Here is a 15708-nt window from a genome sequence, read left to right on the forward strand (position 1 = left end):
GGGGGGTGCTCACCAGTGGGTCGCTCAGCCGTGGGTCACTCAGCGGTCGAAGTCCAACTCCACCTTGTCCGTGGTCGGATGCGACTGGCACGCCAGCACATAGCCGGCCTCGGTCTCCTCCGGCTCCAGCGCGAAGTTCCGGTCCATGCGGACCTCGCCGGACACCTTGAACGCCCGGCACGTGCCGCACACGCCGCCCTTGCAGGCGAACGGCGCGTCCGCGCGGTTGCGCAGCACCGTGTCGAGCAGGGACTCCCCCGCCTGTACCGGCCAGGTGCCGGAGCGGCCGTCGAGGGTGACCGTGACCGTGCTGTCCGCCGGGGCGGGCACCGCCGGAGCCGTCGTGAGGCCGTCGTCCACGTGGAATATCTCCTCGTGGATGCGCCGCCGCGCCACTCCCAGCGCCCGCAGCGTCCGCTCCGCGCCCTGCACCAGGCCGTACGGACCGCACAGGAACCAGCCGTCGACCTCATCGACCGGCAGCAGCGCGGGCAGCAGCCGCGCAAGCCGTTCCTCGTCCAGGCGGCCCGAGTTGAGCCCCGCCTGCTGCTCCTCGCGGGAGAGCACCGTCACCAGCTGGAACCGGTCCGGCCATCGGTCCTTCAGGTCGGCGACCTCGTCGAGGAACATCGTGGACGCGGCCGTACGGTCGCTGCGTATCAGACAGAACTCGGCGCCCGGCTCGCGCTCCAGGAGCGTCGTGACGATGGAGAGCACCGGAGTGATCCCACTCCCGCCGACCACCGCGGCATACCGCCCCGGAGCCGGGTCCAGGGTGAAGCGGCCCGCCGGGGTCATCACCTCCAGCTCGTCCCCGACGGCGACCTCCTTGCGCGCGTACGTCGAGAAGGCGCCGCCCTCCACCACGCGCACCCCCACCCGCAACTGCCTCGGCTCACCGGGAGCTTGGGGGGGCGGGGCCGGGGAGCAGATCGAGTACGTACGCCGGATCTCCGTGCCGTCGACCACGCGGCGCAGGGCGAGGTGCTGGCCGGGGGCGTACCGGTACTCCTCCCGGAGGTGCGGGGGCACCTCGAACGTCAGCGTCACGGAGTCGTCGGTGAGCTCCTCGACGGCCGCGACGCGGAGCGGGTGGAAGCGCGCCATCACAGCTCCTTGAAGTGGTCGAAGGGCTCCCGGCAGGTGACGCAGCGACGCAGCGCCTTGCAGGCGGTGGAGGAGAAGCGGCTGAGCAGTTCGGTGTCCGTCGAGCCGCAGTGCGGGCAGCGGACCGTGAGGGAGAGCGGGACCGGGCCTTCGGTGGCGTGCGGGCGCGGCGGCGCGATGCCGAACTCCGCGAGCTTGCGGCGGCCTTCGGCGCTGATGTCGTCCGTCGACCAGGCGGGGGAGAGCACCGTGCGCACCGTGACGTCGTCCCGGCCGTCCTCGCGCAGCACCTGCTCTATGTCCGCGCTCATGGCCTCGATGGCGGGGCAGCCCGTGTACGTCGGGGTCAGCTCGACGTCCACATGGCCGGTGCCGCTGACCCGGACGGAGCGGAGCACGCCCAGCTCGGCCAGGGTGAGGACGGGCAGCTCGGGGTCGGGCACGGAGCCCGCGAGGGCGTGGAGCCGGGCCTCGAGTGCCGTGGGCGCTGTGGGGGTCCTGGTCACCATGACGCCCCCGGGTGGCTGCGGTGCAGGTGCTGCATCTCGGCGAGCATCCGGCCGAACGACTCGGTGTGCAGGCCCTCGCGCCCGGCGCCGGCCGTCCACGCCCCGCTCTGCGGCCCCTCGGGCACGGTGAGCGTCGCCTTCTCGATCACTTCGGTGACCCTGGCCGTCCACTGCTCCCGCAGCGCCTCCCGGTCGAGTTCGAGACCGGCCACGGGCGCGAACATCTCGCCGGTGAAGCGCCAGAGCGCGTCCACGCCGCGCTGCATGCGCTCATGGCTCTCGGCCGTGCCGTCGCCGAGCCGGAGCGTCCACTGCTCGGCGTGGTCCTGGTGGTAGGCGACCTCCTTGACGGCCTTCGCGGCGAGTGGCGCCAACGGGCTTTCGGTCGCCGCCAGTTGGCCGTACATGAGGTTCTGGTACACGGAGAAGTACAGCTGGCGGGCGATCGTGTGGGCGAAGTCGCCGTTCGGCTGCTCGACCAGCTGGAGGTTCCGGAAGGAGCGCTCCTCGCGCAGATACGCCAGCTCGTCCTCGTCGCCCGCCAGGGAGAGCAGCACACGGGCCTGGCCGAGCAGGTCCAGGGCGATGTTCGCCAGGGCCACCTCTTCTTCGAGGACGGGGGCGTGGCCCGCCCACTCACCCAGGCGGTGCGAGAGCACCAGCGCGTCGTCGCCCAGGGCGAGGGCCGCGGTGTGGACGGTGGGGCCGGCGGGGGCGGCGGTGGCCGGGGGCGCCGGGGACGGGGCCGCGGCGGCCGACGGCGCGGGGGTCATGGGCGTGGGGCTCACAGGTGCTTCACTCCTTCCGGGATGTCGTAGAACGTCGGGTGGCGGTAGGGCTTGTCGGCGGAGGGCTCGAAGAAGGAGTCCTTCTCGTCCGGCGAGGAGGCGGTGATCTCCGCGGACGGCACGACCCAGATGGAGACGCCTTCGTTCCTGCGGGTGTACAGATCCCTGGCGTTGCGCAGGGCCATCTCGGCGTCCGGGGCGTGCAGGCTGCCCGCGTGCGTGTGGGAGAGTCCGCGGCGCGAGCGCACGAACACTTCCCACAGCGGCCATTCGGTCGAGCCGGTCATGCGGTCGCCTCCTTGCGCTCGCTCTGCTTGGCGGCGTACGCGGCCGCCGCCTCACGCACCCAGGCGCCCTCTTCGTGGGCTCGTCTGCGCTGCGTGATGCGCTGGTCGTTGCACGGGCCGTTGCCCTTGAGGACCGACCAGAACTCGCTCCAGTCGATGGGGCCGAAGTCATGCTGCCCCCGCTCCTCGTTCCACTTCAGGTCCGGGTCGGGGAGCGTCAGGCCGAGCGACTCGGCCTGGGGGACGCAGATGTCCACGAAGCGCTGGCGCAGCTCGTCGTTCGAGTGGCGCTTGATCTTCCAGATCATCGACTGCTCGGAGTGCGACGACTCCGCGTCCGGCGGGCCGAACATCATCAGCGACGGCCACCACCAGCGGTCCACGGCGTCCTGGGCCATCGCGTGCTGCGCCTCGGTGCCGCGGCTGAGGGCGAGCAGCAGTTCGTACCCCTGGCGCTGGTGGAACGACTCCTCCTTGCAGACGCGGACCATCGCGCGGGCATAGGGGCCGTACGAACACCGGCACAGCGGGACCTGGTTGGTGATCGCGGCGCCGTCCACGAGCCAGCCGATGGCTCCTACGTCCGCCCAGGTCAGGGTCGGGTAGTTGAAGATCGAGGAGTACTTCTGGCGGCCCGAGTGGAGCTTGTCGAGCAGGTCGTCGCGGCTCGCGCCGAGCGTTTCCGCGGCGCTGTACAGATACAGGCCGTGGCCCGCCTCGTCCTGGACCTTGGCCATCAGGATCGCCTTGCGGCGCAGGGACGGCGCGCGCGTGATCCAGTTGGCCTCGGGCTGCATGCCGATGATCTCGGAGTGGGCGTGCTGCGCTATCTGGCGCACGAGCGTGGCGCGATAGGCGTCCGGCATCCAGTCACGCGGCTCGATGCGCTCGTCGGCCGCGACGGCCGCGTCGAAGGCCGACTCGAGCACCGCGGTGTCCACGGCGCTGTCCACGGTGCTGTCCGCGGCGGCGGCCGCGGGCTTGTGCGGTGCCGTGGTGAGCGGCTGGTGCGCTGTCGCCATCTCGGTCCCCCTCGACCTCGGGCAGTGTCTCGGCAACTCTCGTCATGCCGACTCTCGTCGCGCCCGGCGCGCCTCACACCGGGCATTTCGGCATTTCTTCGAACCCGCCGACCGACCGATCGTTCGGTTCGTTGGAATTCAATGGTGCGGCGCCTCGCCATAAGGTGTCAACCCTGTGGATAACCTCCGGGACGCTGGGCCTGGCGGGCGGGCCTGAGTACCGTTCCGGCGGCAGGGTTCGGTCGTGGGGTCGAGGAACGGGGCGTTATGGACGGGTACGACAAGGACGTGGGCGGCGAATCCGCCGAGCCCGACGCCCCGCCCACGGGCTCCCACGGCCTGCCCACGGGCTCCGACGCCCCGCCCGCCCGTACCGGCATCGCCGCCCTCTCCCGCCGCTCGCAGGTCGTCGCCGGCCTCGTCCTCGCCGCGGTCGTCGCCACCGTCTGCGTCCACGTCGGCATGGTGTTCCTGCACGTGGCGCCGTCGAACACGGTCACCAAGGAGCACGGCCGGACCGTCGACGACTGGATCTATCCGGAGTTCGAGCAGAACTGGAAGCTGTTCGCGCCGAACCCGCTGCAGCAGAACGTCTCGGTGCAGGTCCGCGCGCAGATCCGGACCGCGGACGGGGCCGGGCGGACCACACGCTGGTACGACCTGTCCGCGCAGGACGGCGCCGCCATCGACCACAACCTCCTGCCGAGCCACACGCAGCAGAACGAGCTGCGCCGCGGCTGGGACTTCTTCGTCTCCACGCACGACGCGCAGAATCGTCCCACCGGTCTGCGCGGCGAGCTGTCGGAGCGCTACATCCGCCGCATCGTGCTGCTGCGCCTCCACCGGAACGAGCCGCTCGCCCGCGGGGAGGCGTTCGACCAGGTACAGGTGCGGTCCCGGACCACGGCCGTACAGCCGCCGGAGTGGAGTGACGAGAAGATCAACACGAAGCCCGTGCTGCGCGTGCTTCCGTGGTGGGCGGTCACGCCGGGCGACCTGCCGCTGACGGGCGAGGACCGCGCGCGCAGAGACGTGGCCGTGGAACGGGCCAGGGACGTGGCCGTGGAACAGAAGGGGAGCGTCCGGTGATCCGTCTCGACCCGCTCGCTCGGGGCGTGCAGCGTGTCACGGCCCAGGCCCTCGGCCCGTACCAGACCGCGGTGGTCCGTATCGGCTTCGCCGCCACCTGGCTGCTGTTCCTGCTGCGTGAGCTGCCGCACCGGCGTGAGCTGTACGGGCCCGACGGCCCCTGGAGCTGGGACATGGCCCAGCAGCTCATCTCCGCCAACGACGCCTTCACGGCGCTGATGTGGTCGGACGGCCGGGTGTGGTTCGAGATCGTCTACTTCCTGGCGATCGTCTCCAGCGCCCTGCTGGTCGTCGGCTGGCGCACCCGCGCCATGTCCGTGCTGTTCATGATCGGCGTGCTCTCGCTGCAGAACCGCAGCATCTTCATGGGGGACGGCGGCGACAACGTCATCCATCTCATGGCGATCTACCTGGTGTTCACGCGGTGCGGCCAGGTCTGGTCCCTGGACGCGCGCCGCGCGACACGCGCGCGTGGCGCACGGCTCGACCACGGGGGCGGCGGCCCTGGTGGGGACGACAGCCGTGAGGACGGCGGAAACCTGGTGGGCGGGGGCGACCGCCTGGGCGGGGGCGACCGGGTCGGTCCCGTCCTGTGGTGGGTGCTCGGCCTCGCCCTGTCCGTCGTGACGTTCATGGGGGAGCTCGGCTGGTTCTGGCTGCTGCTGTTCTGGGGGCTGTGGGTCGCGCACGGGCTGTGGTGGGTCGCCGGACGGCGCGCGCCGGACGGCGAGGCGCGCGTCCTGCTCGACGTCGTCGCCAACCTCGCCCACAACGCCGCCCTGTTGGTGATCATGGTCGAGGCGTGTCTGATCTACGCCACGGCCGGCTGGTACAAGATCCAGGGCAGCCGCTGGCAGGACGGGACGGCCGTCTACTACCCGCTCCAGCTCGACTACTTCTCCCCCTGGCCCGCGCTTGCCGACCTGCTGACCTCGCACGGCGTCCTGGTGATGCTGGTGACGTACGGGACGGTCGCCGTGCAGGTCGCCTTCCCGTTCACGCTGTTCAACCGGCGCGTGAAGAACGTGCTGCTGGCGGTGATGATCTTCGAGCACGCCGTCATCGCCGTCGTCCTGGGGCTGCCGTTCTTCTCGCTCGCGATGATCGCGGCCGACGCGGTCTTCCTGCCCACGTCGTTCCTGCGGCGCCTCGGCGGCTGGGTGACCCGCACGCGAGAGAGGCTGCTCTCGCGGCTGCCGCGGCTCTCCCGCACGGAGGCGTCGCCGGGGCCGCCCGGGGAGGAACACACCCGGGATGCCGCCGAGCACGCGCGCGTAGGCTTCGGTGCGTGAGCGGTAGTGGCGGTAAGGGGCGAAGCGACAGCGGTGGTACGGGTCGCAGCAGTGGCGGTGCGGGGCCGAACAACAGTGGTGGCAGTGGGCGGCAGTGGCGATGAGCGGTAGTCGTACGGACGGCGCGGGCGACCGCGGTCCGCAGCGCGGGGAGCCGACCGACCCGGTCCGTGTCTGGCACGGCCTCGCCGACACCTCCGTACTCCTCGACGGCTTCCACGCCCTGAAGCACGCGCTTCGCTTCGGCGCCCGCATCCCTGTCGCCCTGACCAGCGACAAAGCCGCCGTCCTCGCCCTCGTGCAGGACTTGGCGCCGGATGTGTCGGACGCGCTCGACGCGCTGCTCGCCGAGACCGACGACGCGACGCTGCGCGCCCTCGTGCCCCGGCTGCACCCCACGGCCGTGGCCGCCTTGGCGGTACGTCCGTCGCGTGCCGCCAACCTGCGGGCGCTGGAGCACACCCCCAGGGCCGCGCCGGTCGTCGTCCTGGACGACCCGCGCAACCTCGGCAACGCCGGGGCGGTGATCCGGCTCGCGGCGGGCTTCGGCGCGACGGGAGTCGTGACGACCGGCACGCTCGACCCCTGGCACCCCACAGTCGTGCGTGGCGGTGCGGGCCTGCACTTCGCGACGGCCGTGGAGCGCGTGGACGTCGGGGAGCTGCCCAAGGGGCCCGTGTTCGCCCTCGACGCGGAGGGCGAGGACATCCGGGGCGTCGAGGTCCCCGATGACGCCGTGCTGGCCTTCGGGTCCGAGCGCAGCGGCCTCTCGGCCGAACTGCGCGCCCGGACCGACCACTTGGTGTCGCTGCCGATGCGGCCGCAGGTGTCGAGCTACAACCTCGCCACGAGCGTCGCGATGGCGCTCTTCCACTGGTCGTCGGGCAGGCCCCCGAAGGCCCAGGCCTGAGCCTGCTCCCCCGGGGGCCGTGGCCGTGGCGCCGCCCGGCTCACGCCTCCTTGCGGATCTCCACCACGCGGAAGCGGTTGGCCACGAACGCGCTGTCGCACAGCGCGGCGTTCGCCGCCGGGTTGCCGCCGGAGCCGTGGAAGTCCGAGAACGCCGCCGTCTGGTTCACATAGACCCCGCCCGTGAGGTTCAGCGACAGTTGGGCGCTCTCCTCCAGGCAGGTCTCCTCGACGGCCGAGGACACCTCCGCGGACGTGGTGTACGCCCCGACCGTCATCGCGCCCTTCTCGCGCACCGTGCGCCGCAGCAGCTCCACCGCGTCGGCCGCCGAGTCGACCGCGACGGCGAAGGAGACCGGGCCGAAGCACTCGCTGAGATACGCCGCCTCGGCGTCCGGCTTGGCGCCGTCGAGCTTGACGATCACCGGGGTGCGCACCACGGCGTCGGGGAACTCCGGGTTGCTGACCTGGCGTGAGGCGAGGGCGACTTCACCGATTCCGGGGGCCGCGTCCAGGCGGGCCTTCACGTCCGGGTTGACCAGGGCGCCGAGGATGCCGTTGGCCCGGGCCTCGTCGCCGAGGAGGCCGTCCACCGCGCCCGCGAGGTCCGAGACCACCTCGTCGTACGACTTCGCGCCCGCGTCCGTCGCGATGCCCTCGCGGGGGATCAGGAGGTTCTGCGGGGTCGTGCACATCTGGCCGCTGTACAGCGACAGGGAGAAGGCCAGGTTCGACAGCATGCCCTTGTAGTTGTCGGTCGACTCGACGACGACCGTGTTGACGCCCGCCTTCTCCGTGTAGACCTGCGCCTGGCGGGCGTTGGCCTCCAGCCAGTCGCCGAAGGACGTCGACCCCGTGTAGTCGATGATCTTGATCTCGGGGCGGGTCGCGAGGGTCTTGGCGATGCCCTCGCCGATTGGGGTCTCCCCTGCTCGAGCGGAGCCGAGAGCTTGGGGACGCTCGGCGGCCAGCGCCACCAGGTTCGGGTCGAAGGCCGCCTCGGTCAGGACCTCCCGGGCGACGCGCACCGTCAGGGCGAGCGGCAGCACCGCGCGGGGGTGCGGCTTGACCAGGACGGGGTTGCCGGTGGCCAGGGAGGCGAACAGGCCGGGGTAGCCGTTCCACGTCGGGAAGGTGTTGCAGCCGATCAGGAGGGCGATGCCGCGCCCGACCGGAGTGAAGCGCTTGGTCAGCGCGAGCGGGTCGCGCTTGCCCTGGGGCTTGGTCCAGTCCGCGGAGTCCGGGGTGCGGGACTGCTCCGCGAACGCGTACGCCACGGCCTCCAGGCCGCGGTCCTGGGCGTGCGGGCCGCCGGCCTGGAACGCCATCATGAAGGCCTGGCCGCTGGTGTGCATGACCGCGTGCGCGAACTCGTGCGTACGGGCGCTGATGCGCGACAGGATCTCCAGACAGACCATCGCGCGGGTCTCCGCGCCCGCGTCGCGCCAGGCGCGCATCCCGGCCCGCATGGCGGGCAGCAGGGAGTCCACGTCCGGATGCGGATACGTGATGCCCAACTCGGGGCCGAACGGCGAGGTCTCCGCGCCCGTCCAGTCGTCGGTGCCCGGCTGGTCGAGGTCGAAGCGGCTGTTCAGGAGAGCCTCGAAGGCCGCCTTGCCCTCGGGCAGGCTCAGGCTTCCGTTCTCCCCGTAGGCCTTGGGGTGTTCGGGGTGCGGCGACCAGTACGCGCGTGTGCGGATCGTCTCCAGCGCCTGGTCGAGGGTGGGCCGGTGCTTGGCGATCAGCTGGTGCGCGGTGAGTTCGGCGGCCATGAGGGACCAACTCCTCGTCGAGTCAGCTCTCCTTCGAGCTGGCGAGCTGGGCAGGGGCAGTGGGCAGGAACAGCTGGACAGGGCTAGAGTAACCGAACGATCGGTCGGTACAAGGGGGTCTGCCGAACCTGTGGAAAACCTCCCCTCGGCCGCCCCGAAGCCCTGGCCAAGACCCCTGTTTCCCGGCCAACACCCCCGTGCGGGAGGATCGCGAGCATGACAGCACTCGATCTCAGCGGCCCCGTCGCCGTGGTCGGCACCGGCACCATGGGCCAGGGCATCGCCCAGGTCGCGCTGGTGGCGGGCCACCCCGTGCGGCTGTACGACGTCGCGCCCGGCTTCGCGAAGACGGCGGCCGCAGCGATCACCGCCCGCCTCGACCGCCTCGTGGAGAAGGGCCGCATCGACGCCGCCGCCCGCGACGCCGCCACCGGGCGCCTGAGCGCCGTCGAGGACCTCGCCCAACTCGCCGGGTGCGAGCTCGTCGTCGAGGCCGTCCTGGAGCAACTGGACGTCAAGCAGCGGCTGTTCCAGGACCTGGAGGAGGTCGTCGCCGAGAGCTGTCTCCTCGCGACGAACACCTCGTCCCTGTCCGTGACCGCCGTCGCGGGCGCACTGAAGCACCCCGGCCGCTTCGTCGGACTGCACTTCTTCAACCCCGCGCCGCTGCTGCCCCTGGTCGAGGTCGTCAGCGGCCACGCCACGGACGAAGCGGCGGCCACGCGCGCGTACGACACCGCGAAGGCCTGGGGCAAGACACCGGTGCGCTGCGCCGACACCCCCGGATTCATCGTCAACCGCATCGCCAGGCCCTTCTACGCCGAGGCGCTGCGCCTCCACGAGGAGCGGGCCGCCGACCCGGCGACGATCGACGCGGTCCTTCGCGAGTGCGGCGGCTTCAAGATGGGCCCCTTCGAACTCACCGACCTCATTGGCCAGGACGTCAACGAAGCCGTCACCCGCTCGGTCTGGGAGTCGTTCTTCCAGGACCCCAAATTCACCCCGTCCCTCGCCCAGCGCCGCCTCGTCGAGTCACGGCGTCTGGGACGCAAGTCGGGCCAGGGCTGGTACGCGTACGGGGACGGCGCCGAGCGGTCCGAGCCGCACACCGCGGCGCCCGCGCCCGCGCCGGAGTCCGTCGCCCTGCACGGCGAGCTGTTCCAGGCCGCCGCGCTCGTCCCGCTCATCGAGGCCGCGGGGGTCCGTGTCGAGGCCGGGGACGCCATGTACCCGGACTTCCCCGGCTGGATCGAACTGCCCGGCGGCGCCCGCCTCCTCCTTGCCGACGGCTCGTCCCCCGACGCCGCCGCGGAGCCCACCATCCAGTTCGACCTGGCGCTCGACTACGCCTCGGCCACCAGGATCGCCCTCGCCCCGGCGGCCCGTGTGAGCGAACAGGCCCTCGGCGAGGCCGTGGGCCTCTTCCAGGCACTCGGCAAGGAGGTCAGCGTCGTGGGCGCGGCCCCGGGGCTGATCGTGGCCCGTACGGTCGCCCTGCTCGTGGACTTCGCGCACGACGCCGTGGCGCGCGGGGTGGCTGACGCCGACGACATCGACACCGCCATGCGCCTCGGCGTGAACTACCCGCGCGGACCGCTCTCCTGGGGAGCCGCACTCGGCACGTACTGGGTGGCGGACTTCCTCGACAGCATGCACGGCGAGTACCCCACGGGGCGCTACGCCCCCTCACAGGCGTTGCGCCAGGCGGCCGCGCGGGAGGAGCACTCATGACCGCGGCCCGGCGCGACACGTATACCCCGGAGACCCTCCTCGAGGTGGCCGTGCGGGTCTTCAACGAGCGCGGCTACGACGGCACGTCCATGGAGCACCTCTCCAAGGCGGCCGGCATCTCCAAGTCGTCGATCTACCACCACGTGGCGGGCAAGGAGGAGCTGCTGCGCCGCGCGGTGAGCCGGGCACTCGACGGGCTCTTCGGGATCCTCGCCGAGGAGCACGCGCGCGAGGGCAGCGCGGTGCGACGCCTGGAGCACGTCACGCGCCGCACTGTCGAGGTGCTGGTCGCCGAGCTGCCCTATGTGACGCTGCTGCTGCGCGTGCGCGGCAACACGGACACCGAGCGATGGGCCCTGGAGCGGCGCAGGGAGTTCGACCACGAGGTCGCCGGGTTGCTCAAGGAGGCCGTCGCGGACGGCGACCTGCGCTCGGACGTCGAGCTGCGACTCGCCACCCGGCTGCTCTTCGGAATGATCAACTCGATCGTGGAGTGGTACCGGCCGGACGCCCACAACGCCGCGAGCGGCCAGGAAGTCGCCGACGCCGTCGTGCAGATGGCCTTCGCGGGGCTGCGCACCGACGGCTGACCGGCCGACGACGGACAGGGCGTCGAGGGTGCCCGGGAGCCGCGGCCGCGCGGGCGCCCGGCGTCAGCCCTCCGCCTCCAGGTCGTCCTCTTCGAAGACCAGCAGCGTGCGCGTGCTGAGGACCTCCGGCATGGCCTGCAGGCGGGTGAGGACCAGTTCGCGCAGCGCCCGGTTGTCCGGCGTGTGCACCAGGAGCAGTACGTCGAAGTCCCCGCTGACCAGTGCGATGTGTGACGCGCCCGGCAGGGTGCGCAGCTGCTCGCGCACCGTGCGCCAGGTGTTCTGGACGATCTTCAGGGTGATGTAGGCGGAGGCGCCCTGGCCGGCCCGCTCGTGGTTGATGCGGGCGCCGAAGCCGCGGATGACGCCGTCCTCGATGAGGCGGTTGATGCGCGCGTAGGCGTTCGCCCGCGAGACGTGCACCCGCTCGGCCACGGAGCGTATCGAGGCGCGACCGTCCGTGTGCAGGATCTGCAGGATGTCTCGGTCGATGGCGTCCAGGGGGCGGGGCTGGGGTTCTGGACGCCCCGCCGCGTTCCCGTCGGCCATTCGTTCAGGTGCCATGTCCCCCCGCCTCCCTACCATGGACGTACTGCGTTCATCTCAGGCTGTGGAGAACCGTTTGTCCACAGCCTGGAGGTGCCTGTAGCCAAAATGTGCCGACGACCGAACAATCGGTAGGTGAGGCGCATCACATCGTCGCGCCTCTGTTGCCGCTCCCACGAGGAGATCGCTTCCCACCAGGAGGTGCCGTCATGACGGTCATGGAGCAGCGGGGCGCCTACCGGCCCGCCCCGCCCCCCGCATGGCAGCTCAGGACCGACCCCGCGCCGCTGCTGCCGGACGCGGAGCCGTATCGCGTGCTCGGGACCGACGCCGCGCGCAAGGCGGACCGGGAGCTGCTTCTCCGTCTCCATGACGAGCTCGTGCGCGGCCGGAGGTACAACACGCAGGCGACAGCCCTGACCAAGCAGGGCAGGCTCGCCGTCTATCCGTCGAGCACCGGCCAGGAGGCGTGCGAGATCGCCGCCGCGCTCGCCCTGCGCGAGCAGGATTGGCTGTTTCCCAGCTATCGCGACACCCTCGCGGCGGTCGCCCGTGGCCTCGACCCCGTGGCGGCCCTCACGCTGCTGCGCGGCGACTGGCACACCGGCTACGACCCGCGGGAGCACCGCATAGCGCCCCTGTGCACCCCCCTGGCCACCCAGCTCCCGCACGCCGTCGGCCTCGCCCACGCCGCGCGCCTGAAGGGCGACGACGTGGTCGCGCTCGCCATGGTCGGCGACGGCGGCACCAGCGAGGGCGACTTCCACGAGGCGCTCAACTTCGCCGCGGTCTGGCAGGCGCCCGTGGTCTTCCTCGTCCAGAACAACGGCTTCGCGATCTCCGTGCCGCTCGCCAAGCAGACGGCCGCGCCGTCGCTGGCACACAAGGCCGTCGGGTACGGCATGCCGGGCCGCCTGGTCGACGGCAACGACGCGCTCGCGGTGCACGAGGTCCTCTCCGAAGCGGTGCGCCACGCCCGCGAGGGCGGCGGCCCCACGCTCATCGAGGCGGTCACGTACCGGATGGAAGCGCACACCAACGCCGACGACGCCACCCGCTACCGCCAGGACGCGGACGTCGAGGCCTGGCAGGACCACGACCCGATCCTCCTCCTGGAGCGCGAACTCACCGAGCGCGGACTGCTCGACGAGGACCGCAGGCGCGCGGTCCGCGAGGACGCCGAAGCGATGGCGGCGGACCTCAGGGCCCGGATGAACCAGGACCCGGCGCTCGACCCCATGGACCTGTTCACGCACGTGTACGCCGAGCAGACCAGCCAACTGCGGGAGCAGGCGGCCCTGTTGCGGGCCGAGCTGGAGGCCGAGAACGAGGCGGACGGAGCGGGACGATGACCACTGTCGCCGTGAAACCGGCCACCATGGGGCAGGCCCTCGGGCGCGCGCTGCGCGACGCGATGGCCGACGACCCTTCCGTGCACGTCCTCGGCGAGGACGTCGGCACGCTCGGTGGGGTCTTCCGGGTCACCGACGGGCTCGCGAAGGAGTTCGGCGACGACCGCTGCACGGACACCCCGCTCGCGGAGGCGGGCATCCTCGGGACGGCGGTCGGCATGGCGATGTACGGGCTGCGGCCCGTCGTCGAGATGCAGTTCGACGCGTTCGCGTACCCCGCCTTCGAGCAGTTGATCTCGCATGTGGCGCGGATGCGCAACCGCACCCGGGGCGGCATGCCGCTCCCGATCACCATCCGGGTGCCCTACGGCGGCGGGATCGGCGGCGTCGAGCACCACAGCGACTCCTCCGAGGCGTACTACATGGCGACGCCCGGCCTGCACGTCGTCACGCCCGCCACCGTCGCCGACGCCTACGGCCTCCTGCGCGCGTCCATCGCCTCCGACGACCCGGTCGTCTTCCTGGAGCCGAAGCGGCTCTACTGGTCCAAGGCGGACTGGAACCCGGACGCGCCCGCGAGCGTTGAACCCATCGGGAAGGCCGCGGTGCGGCGCGCGGGCCGCAGCGCCACGCTGATCACGTACGGCCCGTCCGTGCCCGTCTGCCTGGAGGCCGCCGAGGCGGCGCTGGCCGAGGGCTGGGACCTCGAAGTCGTCGACCTGCGCTCGCTGGTGCCGTTCGACGACGAGACGGTGACGGCGTCCGTGCGGCGCACCGGGCGTGCCGTCGTCGTGCACGAGTCGGGCGGCTTCGGCGGCCCCGGCGGGGAGATCGCCGCGCGCGTCATGGAGCGGTGCTTCCACCACCTGGAGGCGCCGGTGCTGCGGGTCGCCGGTTTCGACATCCCCTATCCGCCGCCGATGCTGGAGCGGCATCATCTGCCGGGTGTCGACCGGATCCTGGACGCGGTGGCACGGCTGCAGTGGGAGGCGGAGAGCTGATGGCGCAGGTCCTCGAATTCAAGCTGCCCGACCTCGGCGAGGGCCTCACGGAGGCGGAGATCACCCGCTGGCTGGTGCGGGTCGGCGACGTCGTCGAGGTGGACCAGCCGGTCGTGGAGGTGGAGACCGCCAAGGCGATGGTCGAGGTCCCCTGTCCGTACGGCGGCGTGGTGACGGCCCGCTTCGGCGAGGAGGGCACGGAACTGCCCGTGGGCGCACCCCTGTTGACGGTCGCCGTGGGGGCGTCGGTCGCGGACCTGGACAGCGGCGCGGCCGACTCCGGTACGCGAGCGGGTTCGTCCGCCGCCGGCACTCCCGAGTCGGGCGGTGCGGGCGGGGACGAGGCGTCGGGGAACGTCCTCGTCGGGTACGGCACGGCGGCGGCGCCCGCGCGACGGCGCCGGGTGCGGCCCGCGCCCGGGGGTGTGCCGACGGCCGGCGGGCCGTCCGGGGCGAGCGGCGCGGACACGGCGTCCGGCGCGGGCTCCGGGCGCTCGGGCGTCGGTGCCGCCTCCCGCGCGGAGGGCCCACCAGCGGCCGTCACGGCGGGAGCGGTGGCCGCGCGCGAGGACGGCCCGGTCCCCGTGATCTCCCCGCTCGTCCGCAAGCTCGCCCGGGAGAACGGCGTGGACCTGCGGGAGCTGGTGGGATCCGGGCCGGACGGGCTGATCCTGCGGGCCGACGTGGAGTACGCCATGCGGGCATCGGCGGCGGCGGTCGCGCCGGTCGCGGGCCCGGCGTCGGCGTCCGCGGCGGCACGGGCCACGGTGTCGGGCATCGGCGCCACCTTCGGGAGCCCCGGCACGGGTGTCGTCGAAGGCGCGGGTGCGCGCACGGCGGTCGGTGAGCGCGGGGCGGTCGGCGGCACGCGGCCGGCCGCGGCCTCCGGGGGCGGTACGCGGATTCCCCTGCGTGGCGTTCGCGGCGCCGTCGCCGACAAGCTGGCGCGCAGCCGTCGTGAGATACCCGACGCCACGTGCTGGGTCGACGCCGACGCGACGGAACTGATGGCCGCGCGCCGGGCGATGAACGCGGCGGGCGGCCCGAAGGTCTCCCTGCTCGCGCTCCTCGCCCGCGTCTGCACCGCCGCCCTCGCCCGCCACCCGGAGCTCAACTCCACGGTCGACATGGAAGCCCGTGAGATCGTGCGGCTCGACGAGGTGCACCTCGGCTTCGCCGCGCAGACCGACCGCGGGCTCGTCGTGCCCGTGGTGAAGGGCGCGCACGCACGCGACACGGAGTCCCTGAGCGCGGAATTGGCCCGCCTCTCGGACGCGGCCCGGACCGGGACGCTGACGCCGGGGGAACTCACGGGGTCCACGTTCACGTTGAACAACTACGGGGTGTTCGGGGTCGACGGATCCACGCCGATCATCAACCACCCCGAGGCGGCGATGCTCGGCGTCGGCCGGATCGTGCCCAAGCCGTGGGTGCACCAGGGCGAGCTGGCGGTCCGTCAGGTCGTCCAGCTCTCGCTCACCTTCGACCACCGGGTGTGCGACGGCGGCACGGCGGGCGGATTCCTGCGGTTCGTCGCGGACTGCGTGGAGCAGCCCGCGGTGCTGCTGCGGTCGGTGTGACGCACGCTCCGGCGTGCATCGGGAGTGCCGTGAGGGCCGACGCGCATCGGGAGTGCGGTGCGGTTCGGCGCGCATCGGGAGTGCGGTGAGGGCCGGAGCACACCGGAAGTGCGGTGAGGGCCGGGGCGCGGCC

15 protein-coding genes are annotated in these 15708 nt (G+C 72.3%); 8 read left to right on the top strand and 7 right to left on the bottom strand.

Annotation, left to right across the window (positions count from 1 at the left end; all coding sequences use genetic code 11):
• Positions 1-39 precede the first annotated feature (39 nt).
• Genes paaE through paaA form a run of 5 tightly spaced genes read right to left on the bottom strand, consistent with a single transcriptional unit; the run spans position 40 to position 3713 of the window.
• Complete coding sequence (gene paaE / locus ACFVHO_RS03515) at positions 40-1107, bottom strand: 1,2-phenylacetyl-CoA epoxidase subunit PaaE (RefSeq protein WP_385709574.1); 1068 nt, start codon at positions 1105-1107, stop codon at positions 40-42.
• Positions 1107-1616 (bottom strand): 1,2-phenylacetyl-CoA epoxidase subunit PaaD, encoded by a 510-nt coding sequence (gene paaD, locus ACFVHO_RS03520; RefSeq protein ID WP_385709577.1) that lies wholly within the window; start codon positions 1614-1616, stop codon positions 1107-1109. Before paaD ends, paaE begins: the two co-directional genes overlap by 1 nt.
• Positions 1610-2389, bottom strand: a complete 780-nt coding sequence (gene paaC / locus ACFVHO_RS03525) for a 1,2-phenylacetyl-CoA epoxidase subunit PaaC (protein WP_385710073.1) — start codon at positions 2387-2389, stop codon at positions 1610-1612. Before paaC ends, paaD begins: the two co-directional genes overlap by 7 nt.
• 11 nt (positions 2390-2400) lie before the next feature.
• On the bottom strand, positions 2401-2691 hold the full coding sequence (paaB, locus tag ACFVHO_RS03530; protein ID WP_030360620.1) for a 1,2-phenylacetyl-CoA epoxidase subunit PaaB: 291 nt from the start codon (positions 2689-2691) through the stop codon (positions 2401-2403).
• Positions 2688-3713, bottom strand: coding sequence for a 1,2-phenylacetyl-CoA epoxidase subunit PaaA (gene paaA / locus ACFVHO_RS03535; protein ID WP_385709580.1), 1026 nt, complete (start codon positions 3711-3713; stop codon positions 2688-2690). Before paaA ends, paaB begins: the two co-directional genes overlap by 4 nt.
• A gap of 267 nt (positions 3714-3980) precedes the next feature.
• Here paaA and ACFVHO_RS03540 point away from each other — a divergent pair, with 267 nt between their 5' ends.
• From ACFVHO_RS03540 to ACFVHO_RS03550, 3 genes are all read left to right on the top strand, one after another.
• Positions 3981-4802 carry a DUF5819 family protein gene (locus ACFVHO_RS03540; RefSeq protein WP_385709583.1) on the top strand — a complete coding sequence of 274 codons (822 nt, stop codon included), beginning with the start codon at positions 3981-3983 and terminating at the stop codon, positions 4800-4802.
• Positions 4802-6094: an HTTM domain-containing protein gene (locus tag ACFVHO_RS03545; protein WP_385710076.1), complete on the top strand. Its 1293-nt coding sequence runs from the start codon at positions 4802-4804 to the stop codon at positions 6092-6094. Before ACFVHO_RS03540 ends, ACFVHO_RS03545 begins: the two co-directional genes overlap by 1 nt.
• 100 nt (positions 6095-6194) lie before the next feature.
• The gene (locus ACFVHO_RS03550) at positions 6195-7004 is read left to right on the top strand and encodes a TrmH family RNA methyltransferase (protein WP_385709586.1); all 810 of its coding nucleotides are present in this window, start codon (positions 6195-6197) and stop codon (positions 7002-7004) included.
• Positions 7005-7044: 40 nt separating this feature from the next.
• Here the strand turns inward: ACFVHO_RS03550 and paaN are convergent, their stop codons facing one another.
• Complete coding sequence (gene paaN / locus ACFVHO_RS03555; RefSeq protein ID WP_385709588.1) at positions 7045-8775, bottom strand: phenylacetic acid degradation protein PaaN; 1731 nt, start codon at positions 8773-8775, stop codon at positions 7045-7047.
• A gap of 216 nt (positions 8776-8991) precedes the next feature.
• Between paaN and ACFVHO_RS03560 the strand changes: the two genes are divergently transcribed.
• Together ACFVHO_RS03560 and ACFVHO_RS03565 are read left to right on the top strand one after the other, a co-directional pair.
• Positions 8992-10506, top strand: coding sequence for a 3-hydroxyacyl-CoA dehydrogenase (locus ACFVHO_RS03560; protein ID WP_385709591.1), 1515 nt, complete (start codon positions 8992-8994; stop codon positions 10504-10506).
• Positions 10503-11096, top strand: a complete 594-nt coding sequence (locus ACFVHO_RS03565; protein WP_385709593.1) for a TetR/AcrR family transcriptional regulator — start codon at positions 10503-10505, stop codon at positions 11094-11096. Before ACFVHO_RS03560 ends, ACFVHO_RS03565 begins: the two co-directional genes overlap by 4 nt.
• Before the next feature lie 63 nt (positions 11097-11159).
• Here the strand turns inward: ACFVHO_RS03565 and ACFVHO_RS03570 are convergent, their stop codons facing one another.
• Positions 11160-11660 carry an Lrp/AsnC family transcriptional regulator gene (locus ACFVHO_RS03570; protein WP_380842935.1) on the bottom strand — a complete coding sequence of 167 codons (501 nt, stop codon included), beginning with the start codon at positions 11658-11660 and terminating at the stop codon, positions 11160-11162.
• Between the two features lie 191 nt (positions 11661-11851).
• On the opposite strand from ACFVHO_RS03570, the gene pdhA reads away from it, so the two are divergent.
• Genes pdhA through ACFVHO_RS03585 form a run of 3 tightly spaced genes read left to right on the top strand, consistent with a single transcriptional unit; the run spans position 11852 to position 15575 of the window.
• On the top strand, positions 11852-12994 hold the full coding sequence (pdhA, locus tag ACFVHO_RS03575) for a pyruvate dehydrogenase (acetyl-transferring) E1 component subunit alpha (protein WP_385709597.1): 1143 nt from the start codon (positions 11852-11854) through the stop codon (positions 12992-12994).
• Positions 12991-13995 carry an alpha-ketoacid dehydrogenase subunit beta gene (locus ACFVHO_RS03580; protein ID WP_385709600.1) on the top strand — a complete coding sequence of 335 codons (1005 nt, stop codon included), beginning with the start codon at positions 12991-12993 and terminating at the stop codon, positions 13993-13995. Before pdhA ends, ACFVHO_RS03580 begins: the two co-directional genes overlap by 4 nt.
• Positions 13995-15575: a dihydrolipoamide acetyltransferase family protein gene (locus ACFVHO_RS03585; RefSeq protein WP_385709603.1), complete on the top strand. Its 1581-nt coding sequence runs from the start codon at positions 13995-13997 to the stop codon at positions 15573-15575. The genes ACFVHO_RS03580 and ACFVHO_RS03585 overlap by 1 nt, the downstream gene beginning before the upstream one ends.
• The last annotated feature ends 133 nt before the right edge of the window (positions 15576-15708 follow it).

The organism is Streptomyces sp. NPDC127108 (assembly GCF_042677545.1).
Lineage (GTDB): Bacteria > Actinomycetota > Actinomycetes > Streptomycetales > Streptomycetaceae > Streptomyces.